This window comes from Bacillus sp. M5A3_1b (assembly GCF_053345335.1).
In genome coordinates this window covers 33,933-50,666 of record NZ_JBKEZY010000002.1, presented here as the reverse complement: position 1 = coordinate 50,666, position 16,734 = coordinate 33,933, and the positions used below count along the sequence as shown (strand labels likewise).

15 protein-coding genes are annotated in these 16,734 nt (G+C 35.0%); 10 read left to right on the top strand and 5 right to left on the bottom strand.

What is annotated here, in order from left to right; genetic code table 11:
* Positions 1-15: 15 nt before the first annotated feature.
* The 4 genes from exsE to ACLBWW_RS06385 are packed head-to-tail and all read right to left on the bottom strand — an operon-like array spanning position 16 to position 2,954.
* The gene (exsE, locus tag ACLBWW_RS06400) at positions 16-972 is read right to left on the bottom strand and encodes an exosporium protein ExsE (RefSeq protein ID WP_048543330.1); all 957 of its coding nucleotides are present in this window, start codon (positions 970-972) and stop codon (positions 16-18) included.
* The gene (locus tag ACLBWW_RS06395) at positions 969-2,039 is read right to left on the bottom strand and encodes a hypothetical protein (RefSeq protein WP_048543329.1); all 1,071 of its coding nucleotides are present in this window, start codon (positions 2,037-2,039) and stop codon (positions 969-971) included. Before ACLBWW_RS06395 ends, exsE begins: the two co-directional genes overlap by 4 nt.
* Complete coding sequence (locus ACLBWW_RS06390) at positions 2,032-2,475, bottom strand: hypothetical protein (protein ID WP_048543328.1); 444 nt, start codon at positions 2,473-2,475, stop codon at positions 2,032-2,034. The genes ACLBWW_RS06395 and ACLBWW_RS06390 overlap by 8 nt, the downstream gene beginning before the upstream one ends.
* On the bottom strand, positions 2,472-2,954 hold the full coding sequence (locus ACLBWW_RS06385; protein WP_234931839.1) for an RNA polymerase sigma factor: 483 nt from the start codon (positions 2,952-2,954) through the stop codon (positions 2,472-2,474). Before ACLBWW_RS06385 ends, ACLBWW_RS06390 begins: the two co-directional genes overlap by 4 nt.
* 283 nt (positions 2,955-3,237) lie before the next feature.
* Here ACLBWW_RS06385 and ACLBWW_RS06380 point away from each other — a divergent pair, with 283 nt between their 5' ends.
* The 6 genes from ACLBWW_RS06380 (at position 3,238) to cls (ending at position 9,672) form a co-directional block, all read left to right on the top strand.
* Positions 3,238-3,876, top strand: a complete 639-nt coding sequence (locus ACLBWW_RS06380; protein ID WP_447613947.1) for a response regulator — start codon at positions 3,238-3,240, stop codon at positions 3,874-3,876.
* 4 nt (positions 3,877-3,880) lie between these two features.
* Positions 3,881-4,981, top strand: a complete 1,101-nt coding sequence (locus tag ACLBWW_RS06375; RefSeq protein ID WP_098131899.1) for a sensor histidine kinase — start codon at positions 3,881-3,883, stop codon at positions 4,979-4,981.
* Positions 4,982-5,117: 136 nt separating this feature from the next.
* Positions 5,118-6,056 carry an ABC transporter ATP-binding protein gene (locus ACLBWW_RS06370; protein WP_098068137.1) on the top strand — a complete coding sequence of 313 codons (939 nt, stop codon included), beginning with the start codon at positions 5,118-5,120 and terminating at the stop codon, positions 6,054-6,056.
* 37 nt (positions 6,057-6,093) lie between these two features.
* Entirely contained in the window at positions 6,094-7,203 is a 1,110-nt protein-coding gene (locus ACLBWW_RS06365; RefSeq protein ID WP_447613946.1) for an ABC transporter permease, read from the top strand.
* 1 nt (position 7,204) lies between these two features.
* Positions 7,205-8,350, top strand: coding sequence for an ABC transporter permease (locus ACLBWW_RS06360; RefSeq protein ID WP_048543323.1), 1,146 nt, complete (start codon positions 7,205-7,207; stop codon positions 8,348-8,350).
* A 110-nt stretch (positions 8,351-8,460) separates the two neighbouring features.
* Positions 8,461-9,672, top strand: a complete 1,212-nt coding sequence (cls, locus tag ACLBWW_RS06355; RefSeq protein WP_447613945.1) for a cardiolipin synthase — start codon at positions 8,461-8,463, stop codon at positions 9,670-9,672.
* A gap of 53 nt (positions 9,673-9,725) precedes the next feature.
* On the opposite strand, the gene pyrH is transcribed toward cls, so the two are convergent.
* Complete coding sequence (gene pyrH, locus ACLBWW_RS06350; RefSeq protein WP_048543321.1) at positions 9,726-10,469, bottom strand: UMP kinase; 744 nt, start codon at positions 10,467-10,469, stop codon at positions 9,726-9,728.
* 376 nt (positions 10,470-10,845) lie between these two features.
* Here pyrH and ACLBWW_RS06345 point away from each other — a divergent pair, with 376 nt between their 5' ends.
* The 4 genes from ACLBWW_RS06345 to ACLBWW_RS06330 all read left to right on the top strand — a co-directional run bounded on the left by ACLBWW_RS06345 (position 10,846) and on the right by ACLBWW_RS06330 (position 16,732).
* Positions 10,846-12,117 (top strand): cation:dicarboxylate symporter family transporter, encoded by a 1,272-nt coding sequence (locus ACLBWW_RS06345; protein WP_048543320.1) that lies wholly within the window; start codon positions 10,846-10,848, stop codon positions 12,115-12,117.
* A gap of 24 nt (positions 12,118-12,141) precedes the next feature.
* Positions 12,142-13,581: an aspartate ammonia-lyase gene (gene aspA / locus ACLBWW_RS06340; RefSeq protein ID WP_048543319.1), complete on the top strand. Its 1,440-nt coding sequence runs from the start codon at positions 12,142-12,144 to the stop codon at positions 13,579-13,581.
* Positions 13,582-13,657: 76 nt separating this feature from the next.
* The gene (malS, locus tag ACLBWW_RS06335; RefSeq protein WP_048543318.1) at positions 13,658-15,370 is read left to right on the top strand and encodes an oxaloacetate-decarboxylating malate dehydrogenase; all 1,713 of its coding nucleotides are present in this window, start codon (positions 13,658-13,660) and stop codon (positions 15,368-15,370) included.
* Positions 15,371-15,433: 63 nt separating this feature from the next.
* Positions 15,434-16,732, top strand: coding sequence for a sensor histidine kinase (locus tag ACLBWW_RS06330; RefSeq protein ID WP_088110198.1), 1,299 nt, complete (start codon positions 15,434-15,436; stop codon positions 16,730-16,732).
* Positions 16,733-16,734 lie beyond the last annotated feature (2 nt).

The following is a 16,734-nucleotide window of genomic DNA, read 5'->3' as shown; positions in this document are numbered from 1 at the left end:
TGCGGAAGGTTTTTCTTATTTTTCAATAACGCTCATATTTAAATTGTAAGCTTTCTCAATATTTAACTTGTACGTCCCATTTCCGGTTTTAATCGAATTTTTATACCAATGTTCTTGGTTGTTTAATTCTGGATGCTCTTCTGAAGAAGTATTTTCTTTTTTCGTTAAATCTTCTACTTGTTCCCAAGGTGTGCTTCCGTGTGTTTCTTTTTGATTCGTTACTGCTGTTAAAGATACATCACTCTCTTTTGCAAGATGTACAGACACTCTTGAGCTTTCTTGTACAAACCAATTGTTTTGTAATTGACCTGGATAAAGAGATAGCTCGTTATTTGAAGCACGAATTTCCACATTTTTATTTTGCGGAAGAACGAGTGTTGGTTTCACCTGTGGTGCCGAGTTAAATAACGTATGCTGAACAGGTAATGATTTTAATGTGATATGCATCGTTTCTCCAGCCGTTTGAACGGAAAGGAAATCATCTCGTTTTAAATTGAGTTTTTCATTTGCTTTCGTCGTCATTTCATAAGTTCCCAAAAGATGAATTTGATTTGTATCATTACCCTCTATTGTTAGAGGGTGCTGTCCTGCATCCACTACAATTTTTTTGATAGATTCAGGTATATCAAATTGTCCGTCTGGAATATTACTCGTTTGCCTCGTTGTGTTAATAGAATGACGAACTTCTTCTAGTAATCCAGTTGATAATAAACAGTAAAAAGCAATTCCGACACTTCCTAAAACGCCGATAAAGAAAATACTAAAAATATCATATTTAATAAAAGATTGCTCTTTTTTAGAGAATAGAAGGTATAGTAAAACTTCAGCTCCAAGTATGATAAGTAAAACCGGCCACCATGCAGTTAGTGTATCTAATACTTGAATTCCTTTTACGACTGAAAATAGTAAAAAGCATCCTAACGATATAATAGAAAGCCCCATTGAGAATGTTCCAACACGCCAAGTCCTCATTCGCTTGTCCCACCTTTGTTTTCTTTATTTCCAAGTAACAATTTAAAGCCGCCACCAATTAAGAAGAGTGCAACGATAGATGTTTGGAAATAGCGATAATATAGTTCGCTAAGATGAATATTAAATATAGTTACAAAATAATCATTCAAAATAGGAAGGACTGTTTGATTTAATAAATAATAACCACCTAAAGCAATTAATCCGATACCAATCCATCTTTGATGATTGATAAAATAATCAATGATAGGTTCGTCATGTACACGTTCTTTTCCATACTTTGCAGTTTGCTGTAAAGCGTCGAAAAAGCTATAAAACCAAATGATTGGTACTAAAAATAAAAACGCAGAAAGTCTTAATAAGTCGAGTAAATAAATTGATAGTAAAAAGGCTGCCATAAGCTGAAGACCACGACGTTGTAAACCTAAATACATATGTCCTGCTCCAGGGAACATCGCTAAAATAGAAGCAAATGTTTTACTTTTCTTTCCTTGTTCTCGATGTTCTTCAAAATCTTCGAAAATAGTACGATCATCTAGTTGCTCTCCGCGTTCTTTTTTCTGTAGTTGTTGAACAACATCAAAGAAGTTATAAATCCATAAAACAGGTAATGTAATAAGGAAGATAAGGAAACTTTCTTGCGATGTTAAAAGTGCAACGAATATAATCATACTTCCGATTCCTGTGCAAGCTACTAAAAATGTAAGTCCACGTTGCATAAGTCCTAATTGAAAATGTCCAAGTCCAGGGATGATTGATAGAAGAATGATATAAAATCGTTCGCTTTCTTTAGAGGACTCTGTAAATTCTCCGGCTGCTTGTTTTTTCGATTGGTTAATAATAGTGATAACTAAATCTAATAAATTGATTGTCCATAAGACGACTAGTAAAAATAGAGAAAGAAAAGCAATATCACGCGCACCTAATGCTATTGTACAAAATGCTGCAAAGATAAATAGAAATACAGCCCCTCCACTATATAAAATAAACCGTCCAAATTTCTTTAAATATAAATGTCCAAGCCCGGGAATTAGCCCTAATACAAGTGCTAAAAAGGGATTTTTATTCATGTTTTGAACCTCCGTCCTTTTTTGATGTGTCGACCGATTTGTTTACAATTTGTTGTGAGATAGAAGACTCGTTATGTTTTGAAGATTTCTCGAAATTTGATGTCGCTGTGAAAATATATTGGAATAAACCACTTACCATAAAAATAATTGTAGCCGCAGTCGCAATTATGTAGTGAATAATGGTGCGCTTTAGTGAGTTTGTTTTTATATTTTCATTAGGTTGTAGCGTTTCAAAATTAATTTGCGTCATAACTTCGTTCGTAAATGAATCATCATTTATCATTGGAAGGTTTTCATGTTGTTCATCGATACTTTCCATATAAAGTGCTAAACAATGATCGCATTCATAAAGGTGTTCTTCCATAGATTCACGTCCATTGCTTTCTATAAAATCTAAAGTATAATTGCGCCAATCCTCTTTTGAATAATGCATCATAGAAACTCTTCCTCCTTCCAATGTTTTTTAATCCATTTTCTTGCCCGGTACAGTTTCATTTCGACTGTTTTTACTTCGATGTTTTCCTGTAAAGAAATTTCTTGATAACTTTTTTCTTCTAAGTAATGTGCGAGAACGACGTCACGGTAATTTTCGGGAAGTTCTCTCAGTTTTTGAGCAATGAGTAATTTTTGCTCTTTCGTCAATAATAAATCCTCAACGTTATGAGAGGATTTTATATTTTCCTCAGTTTCTTTACATAAGGAGAGTTCTTCATTTTCTCTAGCTTTTTTCCTCTTATAATCAATAGCGTGATTGGTGGCAATACGCGCCATCCAAGTTTTTAATCCGCGAAATTGATAATTAGGGAGAGAGGCGTGAATTTTTACGAATACTTCTTGTGTAACATCTTTCGTATCTTCTTCATGTCTTAAAATAGAAAAGATAACTTGAAAAATATAATGACGATATGTTTGCACAAGGATACGAAAAGCGTGTTCGCTTCCTTGCTGTGCTTTTTCAATTAATTGTTTTTCCTCAATGGGTCTCTCCCTCCTTTTTGACGCATTCTATTATATAGACGTAAGAAATGATCGGTCACCCTACACATGTTGTAAAAAAAGAATAATATATTTTTAGGAAGGAAGCTATACGAAAAAAGGTGTGAAAAAATGGTAAAGAGAAGTATATAATGAGCAAGTAGGAAATGTTACGTGAAGAAAGGATGTGAATATTAGTAGGGGAAGGTCCATACTAACAAACATGAAAATTAAAATATTAATAGCAGATGATAATTCTTTTATTAGAGAAGGCATGAAAATTATTTTAAATACATATGAAGAGTTCGAAGTTGTAGATACAGTAAATGATGGGAAAGAAGCAGTGGAATATTGCGAAAAGAACGACGTTGATATCGCTCTTTTAGATGTCCGCATGCCAAATATGAACGGGGTAGAGGCAACGAAATTCATTTGTGAAGGGACGAAAACGAAACCGCTAATTTTAACGACGTTCGATGATGATGAATATATTTTGGACGCAGTAAAAAACGGGGCGAAAGGTTATTTATTAAAAAATAATGATCCAGAGCGTATTCGTGATGCAATAAAAGGAGTATATAACGGTCAAACTGTTATGCAAGATGTAGTGCTTGATAAAATTAAGAGCAATTTAATGGAAAGCAAAGAGGACGAATGTAAAATAGATACAAGTCTTTTTACAGAAAGAGAACTTAGTATTATCGCATTAATTGCGAAAGGTTTCTCGAATAAAGAAATTTCAAAGCAACTTTTCATATCAGAAGGAACGATTGCAAATTATATTACATCAGTTTTAGGGAAAACTGGACTTGAACATCGCACACAAATTGCGATTTATTATTTAACAGGGAAAGTAGATTAAAGATATGGAATTTTGGTTAATTGTAAGTAAATTAATTGTCTTCATATATATTGTGTTTAGTTACATTTATTTAAATGTTGTGAACTTACCGTGGATTATACTTACTTTGCTTTTATATCTTTCTGTAAATGTGCTGATCTCTATATTTAAACAAGATACGTACAAAAACATATTATCTAGTCTGTCAATTGGCATAGTTATATTATTTACATGGAAGGTTCATCCATTTTTTATTTTATTTTTACCATTGAACTTATATGAAGTTATATTTCGTTATATAGAGAAGAAATGGCAGCTCTTTATCATTATGATGATTCCTATTATCTTTACAGAAGAAAGTATTCGAATGACATATGGATTAATTGCTACATTTTCTTTCATCGTATTAACTATGGCAGAACGGTATATATCGCGTGTATTAAAGCTTGAATCACAAAATGATAAGATGCGAAAAGATATGCAGCGGCTGACGAAAAGCTTACATGAAAATAAAGAGTACATAAAGCAATCAGAGTACACATTTAAGTTAGAAGAGAGAAATCGGTTATCACAAGAAATTCATGATAAAATTGGTCACTCGATGACAGGGGCGCTAATTCAAATGGAAGCAGCAAAGAGATTAATGGGGATAGATAAAGAAAAATCTGCCGAGTTATTACAAAATGCAATTCATATATCGAAAGATGGAATTGAAAGTATTCGAGTTACATTAAAAAATATGAAGCCACCAACGGAGCAAATTGGCATTCATCGTATGAAATTATTCATAGAGGAATTTGCCGGTAAGCATGATATAAATATCCCCTTCGTATATAAAGGGAATTTAGATATGATCTCACCGATTCAGTGGAAGATTATCGGTGAAAATGTTACGGAGGCACTAACGAACGCGATGAAATATGCTGATGCGACAGTCATTTCAATCGATATTCATGTACTTAACAAGATGGTGAAAGTACAAGTGAAGGATAACGGAAAAGGTGCAGCTCTCGTTAAGAAAGGTCTCGGGATTATGGGGATGGAGGAGCGAACAGCATCAGTAAACGGAAAAATTATTGTAGATGGAACAAGTGGCTTTTCAGTAACGATGCTGTTGCCGATATAAGAAAATGGGACGAAGATGAATCATCTCATATGAAAAAAGTGAATAATCTCATGTGAAAAGAATGAACTTCTGCACTGAGCAGGTTCATTTTTTTTGTTTATACTAAAAGCAGAGAAACCGAAATAGGGGTGAAATGATGAATACATTAGAAATTAAAAATTTAACGAAAAAATTTGGTGATTTCATCGCGGTAGATAATATGTCTTTATCTATTAAAGAAGGAGAGATATTTGGCTTTTTAGGATCAAATGGTGCTGGTAAGAGTACAACGATAAATATGATTGCCGGGTTGTTAAGAAGTAATGAAGGCGAAATTAGCATATTAGGAAAAAATATAAAGAAACATAATCGGTTTGCGAAGATGAATATCGGTATCGTTCCACAAGATATTGCGATTTATGAAGAGTTAACTGCCTATGAAAATGTGAAATTCTTTGCTGGACTGTATGGGTTAAGAGGAGCTGAGCTAAAAGCGAGAGTAGAGGAAGCACTTCAATTTGTAGGGCTTAGTGATAAGCATAAAAGTTACCCGAAAAACTTTTCTGGCGGGATGAAACGAAGATTGAATATCGCTTGCGCAATCGCTCATAGACCGAAGTTAATTATTATGGATGAGCCAACAGTTGGGATTGATCCGCAGTCAAGAAACTATATTCTCCAGTCTGTTCGAAAATTAAATGAAATGGGAAGTACGATTATTTACACGAGCCATTACATGGAAGAAGTAGAAGAGATTTGTACGAAAATAGCAATTGTAGATCACGGTAAAGTAATTGCAGAAGGAACGAAAGAACAGTTAAAAGCGATTATTACTGATACGAAAGATATTTGGGTTGAAGTGAAGTCAATAGAAAATTTAGATGTAGAAAAGTTAAAAGAGATAAACGGTGTGAAAGCTGTTCAAGTTGAAGAGAACGTAATCAAGGTAAACTCGGATGCAGGAGTAAATAATTTAAATAAAATTATTCAGCATTTCATTAATCATGACATTGAAATTCGTTCGTTAGAGGAGCAGGCCCCGAACTTAGAAACAGTATTCCTTACGTTGACTGGAAGAAACTTACGAGATAAATAAAAGGTAAATGAAGAAAAGGTAAAGGGAGGTTCATCAATTGAACATCTTCAATATTGCAGTTATGCATATTAAAAGAGATTTCAGAGACGTAAGAACTTTAGTTTTTATGTTAGCATTTCCGATTGTACTTATGCTTGTGTTAGGAACAGCATTAACGAATGCATTTGATAGCGATAGTCAATCGATTAAAGATATACAAGTGCTCTACAAAGATGAAGCGAGTAGCACGTTTTCTCAATCGTTCGAAGCATTTACGAAAGAAGTCGATAAATCGGGTATTCATTTTAAAAAAGCTTCCGGCAGTATAGATGGGAAAGAAGAAGTGAAGCAAAATAAATATGCTGCTTATGTAGAATTAAATAAAGATGGTGCGAAATTTTACGGAAGTGACAAAAGTAGTATTGAGGGAAGTATTGTGGAAGGCATGCTTACAACATTTATTGATAAGTACAATGTAGCGGCCGAAGCTGCAAAAGTTGATCCTAGTAAGGTGAGCGCGGTTATTTCAAGCGGAAATCATAATGATTATATAAAAGAAACATCTTTACAAGCTGCGAAAAAGCCAGGTTCTATGGATTACTATGCGGTTGTAATGACGACGATGATTGCACTATATGCTGCGATGGGAGCGAGTTCTTTAATTCGTGGAGAACGAATACGTAAAACAGGAGATCGCCTCATTGCTGCGCCTATAAGTAAGGCTGAAATATTCATTGGAAAAGTACTTGGTAGCCTAGTAGCAAATGCTCTGTGCATATTACTCGTCATGTTATTTAGTAAATTTGTTTTTCAAGCGAATTGGGGCGACCATCTTGGAATCATATTTATTATTTTATTAACACAAGTCTTCTTAGCAATTAGTTTCGGTTTAGGAATCGGATATATTACAAAAACACCGGAATCATCAAGAGCAATTATTATGGTAGTAGTGCAATTAGCTTCTATTTTTGGTGGTGCATATTTCGTAATAGAAGAAAATTTCGTTACGAATTTATCACCATTAACGTGGGCGAACACAGCTGTTATGAAAATTATTTATGCAAATGATGTAGGAGCAGCATTGCCAGTAATATGTTTAAACCTTGGAATTTCGGCACTCTTTTTATTAATTGCAATTATTGCATTACGTAGACGGGAGGGGCTATAGTATGAAAGATATTTTATGGCTCATACAAAAAACGTTATCTGTACTTTTGAAAAATAAAAAAGGGTTATTCATTATTATTAGTTTGCCGATAATCGGAACGCTAATCTCCTTCTCAATGTATGGGAATGTGGGGCAAGGGACGTTAAATATCGGGGTTATAAATAAAGAAAATCAATCTATAGCAAATGATACGGTGAAATTTTTAGAAGGATTAAATCATGTAAAGGTAAGTAAAATTAAAGAATCTGAAGTAGAAGATAAACTCACTTCCAAAAAACTTGATGGAGTTATTACATTAGATTCTGGTTTTGCAAAAAGTGTTCGAGAAGGGAAACCAAATCATATTGAAATTTCATCGATTAAAGGTGATCAAGTAACAGGCTTTATAAAATCATATTTATACAATTATATTGATAATGTAGCAGCTATTAGTAAAGTAGCAGGAACAGATCAAAGTGCATTTGATAATATGTACGCTGGGTATCAAAAAAGTGCATTTAAAATGAAAACTGAAACGCTAGAAGATACTTCGAAAAATAAAGATATGACAAACCAAACGATGGGTTACCTTATTATGTTTATGTTGTTTTCAGCAGCGAACTTATCTGGTCAGATTTTAAAAGAAAAAGAGAATAGAACGTATTTTAGACTCATATCAACGCCGATAGATGGGAAGAAGTTCATATTATCTAATATCGGGGTAAATATGATGCTATTAACAGTACAAATTCTAATTACAATCTTATTCCTAACGAATGTTTTTCATATAAATATCAATATGCCTTTCATCGTGATGATTGGTGTACTCATGCTATTTGCTTTAATAGCGATTGGAATATCGTTAGTGCTTGTCGCTTTTTCGAAAAACTCAGCATCGGCAAACGCACTGCAAAATATGATCATTGTACCGACATGTTTACTCGCTGGATGCTATTTTCCGTATGATATTATGCCGAAAGCAGTGCAAAAAGTAGCTGATTTTCTTCCGCAAAGATGGCTATTAGATACGGTATCAAAACTACAACAAGGAATTCCTATTTCAGATTTGTATTTAAATATATTAATCTTGATTGCCTTTGCGGTAGCATTCTTCTTAATTGCTATTTATAAGTTTGGAAGAAATAATGATGCGAGAAACTTTGTTTAATATGAAAAGGGTGTGACGTTAAGTCACATCCTTTTTTGTATGAAGCATGAAATCTAAATTGGAATGACAAAATAGAAGGGTAGAAAGAAAATGAGCGGAAGGAAATCAAAATGATTAAAAAAATATTGCGAGTTACTTCTATTATTATTGCTATTGTTGTTTTTATTGTAATTTGGATGCATATCGATGTTACTTTAGGTAGGAAAATGGAAGCTGGGAAAAACATGCCGACAGAGTATGCACCTCATTATAGTGATTTTCAATTATTTGTAGAAGGAAAGTCATTTTATAAACAGTTATTTACTGATATAAGGGAAGCGAAGCAATCTATTTACACGTACTTTTTTATTTTGTCGGATGATAAAAGTAGCCATACTTTTTTAAACTTATTAAAAGAGAAGGCAAAAGAGGGAGTAAACGTCTATTTATCCGTTGATCGCATTAATGATTTATCATTTGAAAGCAAGATGATAAATGAATTGCGGGAAAGTGGTGTACATTTTACATATAGTAGAAAACCTAAATTGCCATTCGGATTTTATTCACTTCACCATCGTAATCATCGCCGTATTACGACGATTGATGGAGAGATTGGCTATACAGGTGGTTTTAATATAGGGGATGAATATTTGGGGAAAGATAAAAAATTTGGATATTGGCGTGACTATCATGTGAGGCTTAAAGGGGAAGGAGCAAAAGATTTAGAAGAACAATTTGCTTTAGATTGGAAACGAGATACGAAAGAACATATAAAGAGAAGTACGAATAAAGCGAGTAAAGGGAATACATTACATACGATGGCTTGCTACAATGGACATCACGTCGCTGAAACATATATCGAATTAATACAACAAGCGAAGCATTCAATCGTAATTACAACACCTTATTTTATAGCGAAAAATAAAGAATTTATGAATGCTTTAATTGAAGCGCAAAAACGTGGTGTTACAGTGAAAATACTTTGGTCATATAAACCAGATATTCCTCTCATTAAAGAGGCAGCATATCCTTATATTCGTCAAGCTGTTAATAATGGAATTAAAGTATATGGTTATAAAAAAGGAATGTTTCATGGGAAGTTAATGTTAATTGATAATGAACTAACTGTTATCGGTACAACGAACATGACTGCACGTAGCTTTTATATAAATGATGAGATGAATTTGTATATTCACGGTGGGACTATCGTGTCAGAAGTGAATGAGGCATTAACAAAAGATTTTCGTGATTCGAAAGAGATGACGAAACAATTTTTTGAGAAGTTATCGTTTTGGGAGCGTTGTAAGGAGAAAGTGGCAGGATTAGTGGATTTTTATTTATAAAGGTTAATGAAAAAGGGTGTCTTTTATAGACACCCTTTTTTAATGAGAGATAATTAGTTTTCATGCACAAGCAATGAAGCATCATCATTAATCAAAGTCCCTACATGCTCACCTAAACAAATTCTTTTCATAACCCCCGGCTCATCAAAGTTAAAGACGTGTGCTGGTAAATTGTAATCACGAGCAAGTAATAAAGCGGCTTGATCCATGACTTGAATGTTTTGCCTAACAACATCGTTATAGTTTAGTTTTCTGTACATTTTTGCTGATTTATTATGTTTTGGATCACTAGTAAAGACGCCATCGACTCCTTGTTTTGCGACTAATATTGCGTCACTATTCATTTCAATGGCTCTTTGAACACTTGGATAATCTGTCGTAACGAACGGCTGCCCGTTACCGCCACCAAAAATGACAACATAACCGTTATCTAAATGATGTACTGCTCTGAGGCGAATATAAGGCTCTGCTACTGCATTAAACGGGATGGAAGTCATAACGCGTACTTCTTTATTTGTTTTACTTGTTAAGACGCCGCGAAGCATTAAGCTGTTAATGATTGTACCTAACGTACCGATATTATCAGCTTCTACTCGATCAATGCCCCATTCTTCAGCTAGATGACCTCTGAAAATGTTACCGCCGCCGATGACAATGGATACTTCGATACCTAAGTCAATAATGGATATAATTTCGTTTGCGATATGTTCTAATCTTTTGGAGTTAAAGCTATTTCCGGATTGATCAGCAAGTGCGCCGCCGCTTAATTTAATTAATACTCTTTTATATGGCTTCATAACAATTCCTCCTATATAGATCGCAATAAAAAAGGAACAAAGGCAAATGCCTTTGTTCCTTTTTAAGAAAATGAAAAAGAAAAGAAGAAGATAGGACGAATTTTTGTACATAATTTTTCATACCATCCACTCCTTTTCATTTCGATTTATTGTAAGTGTATATCTTTTTGATTATACGAAACAATCTGATTACTTATCAAGTATATTGTATCTCTTTTTAATAAAAAGGTGTCAATGAAAAAGAAAAGAAAAATTTTCGAATTTTTTGTGACGAACTTGTAGGTTTTTGTATGATTTTGTAGGTTCGCTTATAAGATGTGTGAGTAGCTTTTATAAATTCAAATTGAAAGCGTTCGCATGAAGGGGATGAACATAAATGAAAAAATTCGGATTGGCAACACAAATTTTTGTCGCGCTTGTTCTAGGGATTGTAGTAGGGGCAGTCTTTTATGGCAATAAAACGGCGATTTCTTATATCACACCAATTGGGGATATATTTATTCACTTAATTAAAATGATTGTAGTACCGATTGTTATTTCAGCATTAATTGTTGCAGTAGCTGGTGTAGGAGATATGAAGAAGCTTGGGAAACTGGGTGGTAAGACAATTCTTTATTTCGAAATTATTACGACGATTGCTATTTTAATGGGATTACTTGCGGCGAATATATTCCAACCAGGTACTGGCGTTGATATGAGTAATTTACAGCAAAGTGATATTTCTTCTTATAAACAAACGGCAGATGCTACAGAGAAGAAAGGCTTTGCAGAAACGATTGTTCATATTGTACCGAAAAACGTATTTGAATCGATTTCACAAGGTGACTTATTACCGATTATTTTCTTCTCCGTATTATTCGGTTTAGGAGTTGCGGCAATTGGAGAAAAAGGGAAGCCTGTCTTTAACTTCTTTGAAGGTGTACTCGAAGCGATGTTTTGGGTTACAAATCAAGTTATGAAATTTGCACCATTTGGTGTATTCGCATTAATTGCGGTTACGGTTGCAAAATTTGGTGTAGCAACACTACTTCCTTTAGGAAAACTAGTGCTAGCTGTATACGTAACTGTTATACTATTCGTTGTGATTGTATTAGGTATTAATGCACGAATGGTTGGCGTAAACATTTTTACATTAATGAAAATTTTAAAAGAAGAACTCATTCTTTCATTTACGACAGCAAGTTCAGAAGCTGTTTTACCTAATATAATGAGAAAAATGGAAGAATTCGGTTGTCCAAAGGCAGTTGCCTCTTTCGTAATTCCGACAGGTTATACATTTAACTTGACTGGATCGGCTATTTATCAAGCGTTAGCAGCATTGTTTGTTGCACAAATGTACGGTGTGCACATGTCACTGACAGAGCAAATAACGTTATTATTCGTTCTCATGTTAACATCCAAGGGTATGGCGGGAGTTCCAGGTGCATCCTTCGTTGTTGTATTAGCAACGTTAGGTTCAATGGGGTTACCACTAGAAGGTATCGCGTTAATTGCGGGAATTGACCGCATTTTAGATATGATTCGCTCATCTGTCAATGTATTAGGAAATGCATTAGCGGCCATTGTTATGTCGAAGTGGGAAGGCGAATTCGATGATGAGAAAGCAAAACAATATGTAGAAACAGTCAAAGAAACAAAAGCAGCATAAGAAATCGTTAAGGAGTGAATAATCATGGCAACATTAACTGAAGTTAAAAATGGTGTTCGAATTGAAAAAGATTTTTTAGGTGAAAAAGAAGTACCGAATTATGCATACTACGGTGTACAAACAATGCGTGCAGTTGAAAACTTCCCAATTACAGGATATAAAATCCATGAAGGTTTAATTAGAGCGTTCGCAATTGTAAAAAAAGCTGCAGCGCTTGCTAATACAGATGTAGGAAGATTGGAATTGAGCAAGGGCGGCGCGATCGCAGAAGCTGCTCAAGAAATTCTTGATGGAAAATGGCATGATCATTTCATCGTAGATCCAATCCAAGGCGGAGCAGGTACTTCAATGAATATGAACGCAAATGAAGTCATGGCCAATCGTGCTCTTGAATTATTAGGAATGGAAAAGGGAGACTATCATTATATTAGTCCAAATAGTCATGTAAACATGGCGCAATCAACAAACGATGCATTCCCAACGGCGATTCATATCGCAACATTAAACGCATTAGAAGGTTTATTACAAACGATGGGGTATATGCATGATGTATTTGAATTAAAAGCAGAGCAGTTCGATCATGTTATTAAAATGGGTCGTACACATTTACAAGACGCTGTGCCAATTCGTCTTGGACAAGAATTTAAAGCGTATTCCCGCGTACTTGAACGTGATATGAAACGTATCAAGCAATCACGTCAACATCTATATGAAGTAAATATGGGAGCAACTGCAGTTGGTACAGGCTTAAATGCAGATCCAGAATATATTGAAGCAGTTGTAAAACATTTAGCTGCAATCAGTGAATTACCACTTGTTGGTGCAGAAGACTTAGTAGATGCAACGCAAAATACGGATGCATACACAGAAGTATCAGCAGCACTTAAAGTATGTATGATGAATATGTCTAAAATTGCGAATGACCTTCGTTTAATGGCATCAGGTCCGCGTGTTGGTTTAGCAGAAATTATGTTACCAGCTCGTCAACCAGGTTCTTCTATTATGCCAGGGAAAGTAAATCCTGTTATGCCAGAAGTAATTAATCAAATTGCGTTCCAAGTAATTGGTAACGACCATACAATTTGCCTTGCTTCAGAAGCAGGACAATTAGAATTAAACGTTATGGAACCAGTACTTGTTTTCAACTTACTTCAATCTATTAGCATTATGAATAACGGTTTCCGTGCCTTTACAGATAATTGCTTAAAAGGAATTGAAGCGAATGAAGATCGCTTAAAAGAGTATGTTGAGAAGAGTGTAGGAATTATTACAGCCGTGAACCCTCATATCGGTTATGAAGCAGCAGCTCGCGTTGCGAAAGAAGCAATTGCAACAGGTCAATCCGTTCGAGAACTTTGTGTGAAAAACGGTGTACTGTCACAAGAAGACTTAGAGTTAATTCTAGATCCATTCGAAATGACACACCCAGGGATTGCAGGAGCAACTCTTTTAAAGAAAAATTAAAAGAAGAGGGGGGGACAATCCCCTCTTTTTTGTTTACAATATAGAAATGCTATATATGAATAGAGGTAGGGATGTTATGAGTAAGTTTACAGTAGCTTCTAATGGTTCATTAGAAACGACATTAAGAGGAGTAGAAGTATTATCAACACCACTTTTAAATAAAGGGGTCGCTTTCACGCAAGAAGAGAGAGAAGAATTAGGTTTAAAAGGGTTATTACCGCCAGCGGTTTTAACATTAGAAGAACAAGCACGCCGAGCGTATGAACAATTTTGTTCTCAGCCGGACGATTTATTAAAGAATGTATACTTAACAGCGTTACATGATCGAAACGAAGTGTTATTTTATCGTATATTAACAAATCATTTACGTGAAATGTTACCAATCGTATATACACCAACTGTTGGTGTAGCGATTCAAAGATATAGTCATGAATACCGTAAACCGCGTGGTGTGTATTTATCAATTAACGATCCGTCGGGTATTGAAGAAGCTTTCGCCAATATCGGTGCAACAGCAGAAAATATTGATTTAGTCGTTGTTACAGATGGAGAAGGCATACTTGGAATTGGTGACTGGGGCGTTGGTGGTATAAACATCGCAATCGGAAAATTAGCTGTTTATACGGCCGCAGTTGGAATCGATCCTAGTCGTGTATTACCGGTAATTTTAGATGTAGGTACAAATCGTGAAGAACTATTAAACAATCCATTTTATATTGGAAATCGTCACCCTCGTATAACTGGTGAAGCTTACGATGAATTTATTGATACGTTTGTACAAGCGGTAAATAAACAATTCCCGAAAGCACTTTTACATTGGGAAGACTTCAGCTCTCGAAATGCACGAAAAATTTTAGATAAATATCGCCATGATATTTGTACATTTAATGATGATATTCAAGGTACAGGTGCAGTTTCACTTGCTGCTGTGTTATCGGCAGTGAAAGCTTCTGGTGTACCATTAAGTGAACACCGCGTTGTTGTGTTTGGTGCTGGTACGGCTGGAATCGGTATTGCAGATCAAGTTAGAGATGCTTTGGTCCGCGTAGGTGTGTCAGAAGAAGAATCATATAAGCGTTTCTGGTGTATTGATCGTAACGGATTAGTTACAGATAATATGGAAGATCTTCTTGATTTCCAAATTCCATATGCAAGAAAAGAAGCGGAAGTAAATGAGTGGAAGCAAAATGATGTGATCGGACTTGCTGAAGTTGTGAAGCATGTAAAACCGACAATTTTAATCGGTACATCAACTGTTGCAGGAGCATTCAAAGAAGAGATTATTAAAGAAATGGCATCTCACGTAGAAAGACCAATCATTTTACCGATGTCGAATCCGACGCCACTTGCTGAAGCAAAACCAACTGATTTAATCGAGTGGACAGAAGGAAGAGCATTAGTTGCAACAGGAAGTCCATTTGAACCGGTTACATACAATGGTGTAACGTATGTGATTGGACAATCAAATAACGCACTTATTTTCCCAGGTCTTGGTCTTGGAACAATTGTTGTACGTGCAAGCGTCATGACGGATGGAATGTTCGCAGCAGCTGCTGAAGCAGTTGCAAGCATGGTAGATACAAGTCAGCCAGGAGCACCTATTTTGCCAGAGGTTGAAGAGTTACGTAATATCTCGGAAATGGTTGCAATTGAAGTAGCGAAAGTTGCTGTTGCAGAAGGTGTTGCTAGAGAGAACTTAAGTGATAACGATATCAAGATTGCAGTGAAAGAAGCAATCTGGGAGCCGGAGTACCGCCAAATAAAAGCAGTAGAAAAGGTTAGAATATAGAAATAAAGCCCGTTTATAAAAATAAGCGGGCTTTCATTTTTATTACCGAAAAAAGTATAGGAAGTGGCACCTTTGAATTGGAATCAATTATGGAAGAAAGATATATCCCTTTTAATTATATTAATGGTTGTTGTTCCGATTGCTGGAGAGCTTAATTTTCATCCTTTTAACGATACGTTTCGCGTTAGCTTTGGGACACCGCTTTTCTTCTTTTTATTATTATTTTTAAGAAGAATACCAGCAGCGGCTGCAGGTATTCTTGTCGGTATATGTGTCGTTTTATTCCGTGTATGCCTTGATTGGATCATGCAAGGTTCATTTCATATGACAGAATCATTTTATTTGCGCTATCCTGTGTTCTTCTATTATTTTATTTATGGAAGTCTTTTTTCACTTTGTAGGGTGAATAAGTTTCATCAGAAACCAATCGTTATTGGGTGCCTTGGAATTACAATTGAAATTATCGCAAGTATGTCAGAACTTGCGATTTATCATATGGTAGTACTCGGTACAATAATAACAGTTTCTGAAGTGAACAAATTAATTATTATTGCTATTTTTCGTAGTTTCTTTGCACTTGGCTTTTTAAATATGATGATTTTATATGAAACGAAATTAAAAGAGTCACAAGTCCGAAAAGAAAATGAAAAAATGTTCATGCACCTTTCAAATTTATATGTAGAATCTGTTCACTTGAAAAAAACGTTACAAAATGCAGAATTGATTACACAAGAAGCATATCAACTATATCGAAATTTACAGACAGATGATGATTCCAGTAGTAAAACAGCATTGAAAATAGCAGGAGAAGTGCACGAAATAAAAAAGGATAATCAAAGGATTTTTGCAGGATTATCTAAACTGTTATTAGATAAAAATGTGGCTGAGTATGTAGAAGGACATGAGCTTACAGAAATGATCGTAAGAATAAATGAGAAATATGCTGAAATGCTAGGGAAAGATATACGTTTTTCAAAACATATAGAAGGTGAACACGCTGCATATCACGTGTATACAGTGCTATCAATCTTTAATAACTTAGTTGCCAATGCAGTGGAAGCAATTGAAGATAGAGGCCTCATTCGTATTAAGTTATATAAACGAGAGCAACATGTAATCTTTGAAGTAATTGACGATGGCCCTGGTATTGCACAAAAGTATAAGAAATTAGTATTTAAGCCCGGGTTTACTTCCAAGTATGATCAAACAGGAACACCGTCAACAGGTATTGGACTTTCTTACATACACGAAATGGTAACAGAGCTCGGCGGAGAAGTAAGGTTAGAAGACAATGAAACTGAAAAAGGGTGTAAGTTTATCGTTTGTTTACCGGTGTGCAGTTTAAAGCGGGAAGGGGAATAGGT

What these genes read in the sequence shown, in the direction of transcription:
- ACLBWW_RS06375 (WP_098131899.1), top strand. Translation starts at nt 3,881, where the DNA reads ATGGAATTTTGGTTAATTGTAAGTAAATTAATTGTCTTCATATATATT.
- ACLBWW_RS06390 (WP_048543328.1), bottom strand. Translation starts at nt 2,475, where the DNA reads ATGATGCATTATTCAAAAGAGGATTGGCGCAATTATACTTTAGATTTT.
- malS (WP_048543318.1), top strand. Translation starts at nt 13,658, where the DNA reads ATGAGTAAGTTTACAGTAGCTTCTAATGGTTCATTAGAAACGACATTA.
- ACLBWW_RS06370 (WP_098068137.1), top strand. Translation starts at nt 5,118, where the DNA reads ATGAATACATTAGAAATTAAAAATTTAACGAAAAAATTTGGTGATTTC.
- ACLBWW_RS06395 (WP_048543329.1), bottom strand. Translation starts at nt 2,039, where the DNA reads ATGAATAAAAATCCCTTTTTAGCACTTGTATTAGGGCTAATTCCCGGG.
- pyrH (WP_048543321.1), bottom strand. Translation starts at nt 10,469, where the DNA reads ATGAAGCCATATAAAAGAGTATTAATTAAATTAAGCGGCGGCGCACTT.
- aspA (WP_048543319.1), top strand. Translation starts at nt 12,142, where the DNA reads ATGGCAACATTAACTGAAGTTAAAAATGGTGTTCGAATTGAAAAAGAT.
- cls (WP_447613945.1), top strand. Translation starts at nt 8,461, where the DNA reads ATGATTAAAAAAATATTGCGAGTTACTTCTATTATTATTGCTATTGTT.
- ACLBWW_RS06345 (WP_048543320.1), top strand. Translation starts at nt 10,846, where the DNA reads ATGAAAAAATTCGGATTGGCAACACAAATTTTTGTCGCGCTTGTTCTA.
- ACLBWW_RS06360 (WP_048543323.1), top strand. Translation starts at nt 7,205, where the DNA reads ATGAAAGATATTTTATGGCTCATACAAAAAACGTTATCTGTACTTTTG.
- exsE (WP_048543330.1), bottom strand. Translation starts at nt 972, where the DNA reads ATGAGGACTTGGCGTGTTGGAACATTCTCAATGGGGCTTTCTATTATA.
- ACLBWW_RS06380 (WP_447613947.1), top strand. Translation starts at nt 3,238, where the DNA reads ATGAAAATTAAAATATTAATAGCAGATGATAATTCTTTTATTAGAGAA.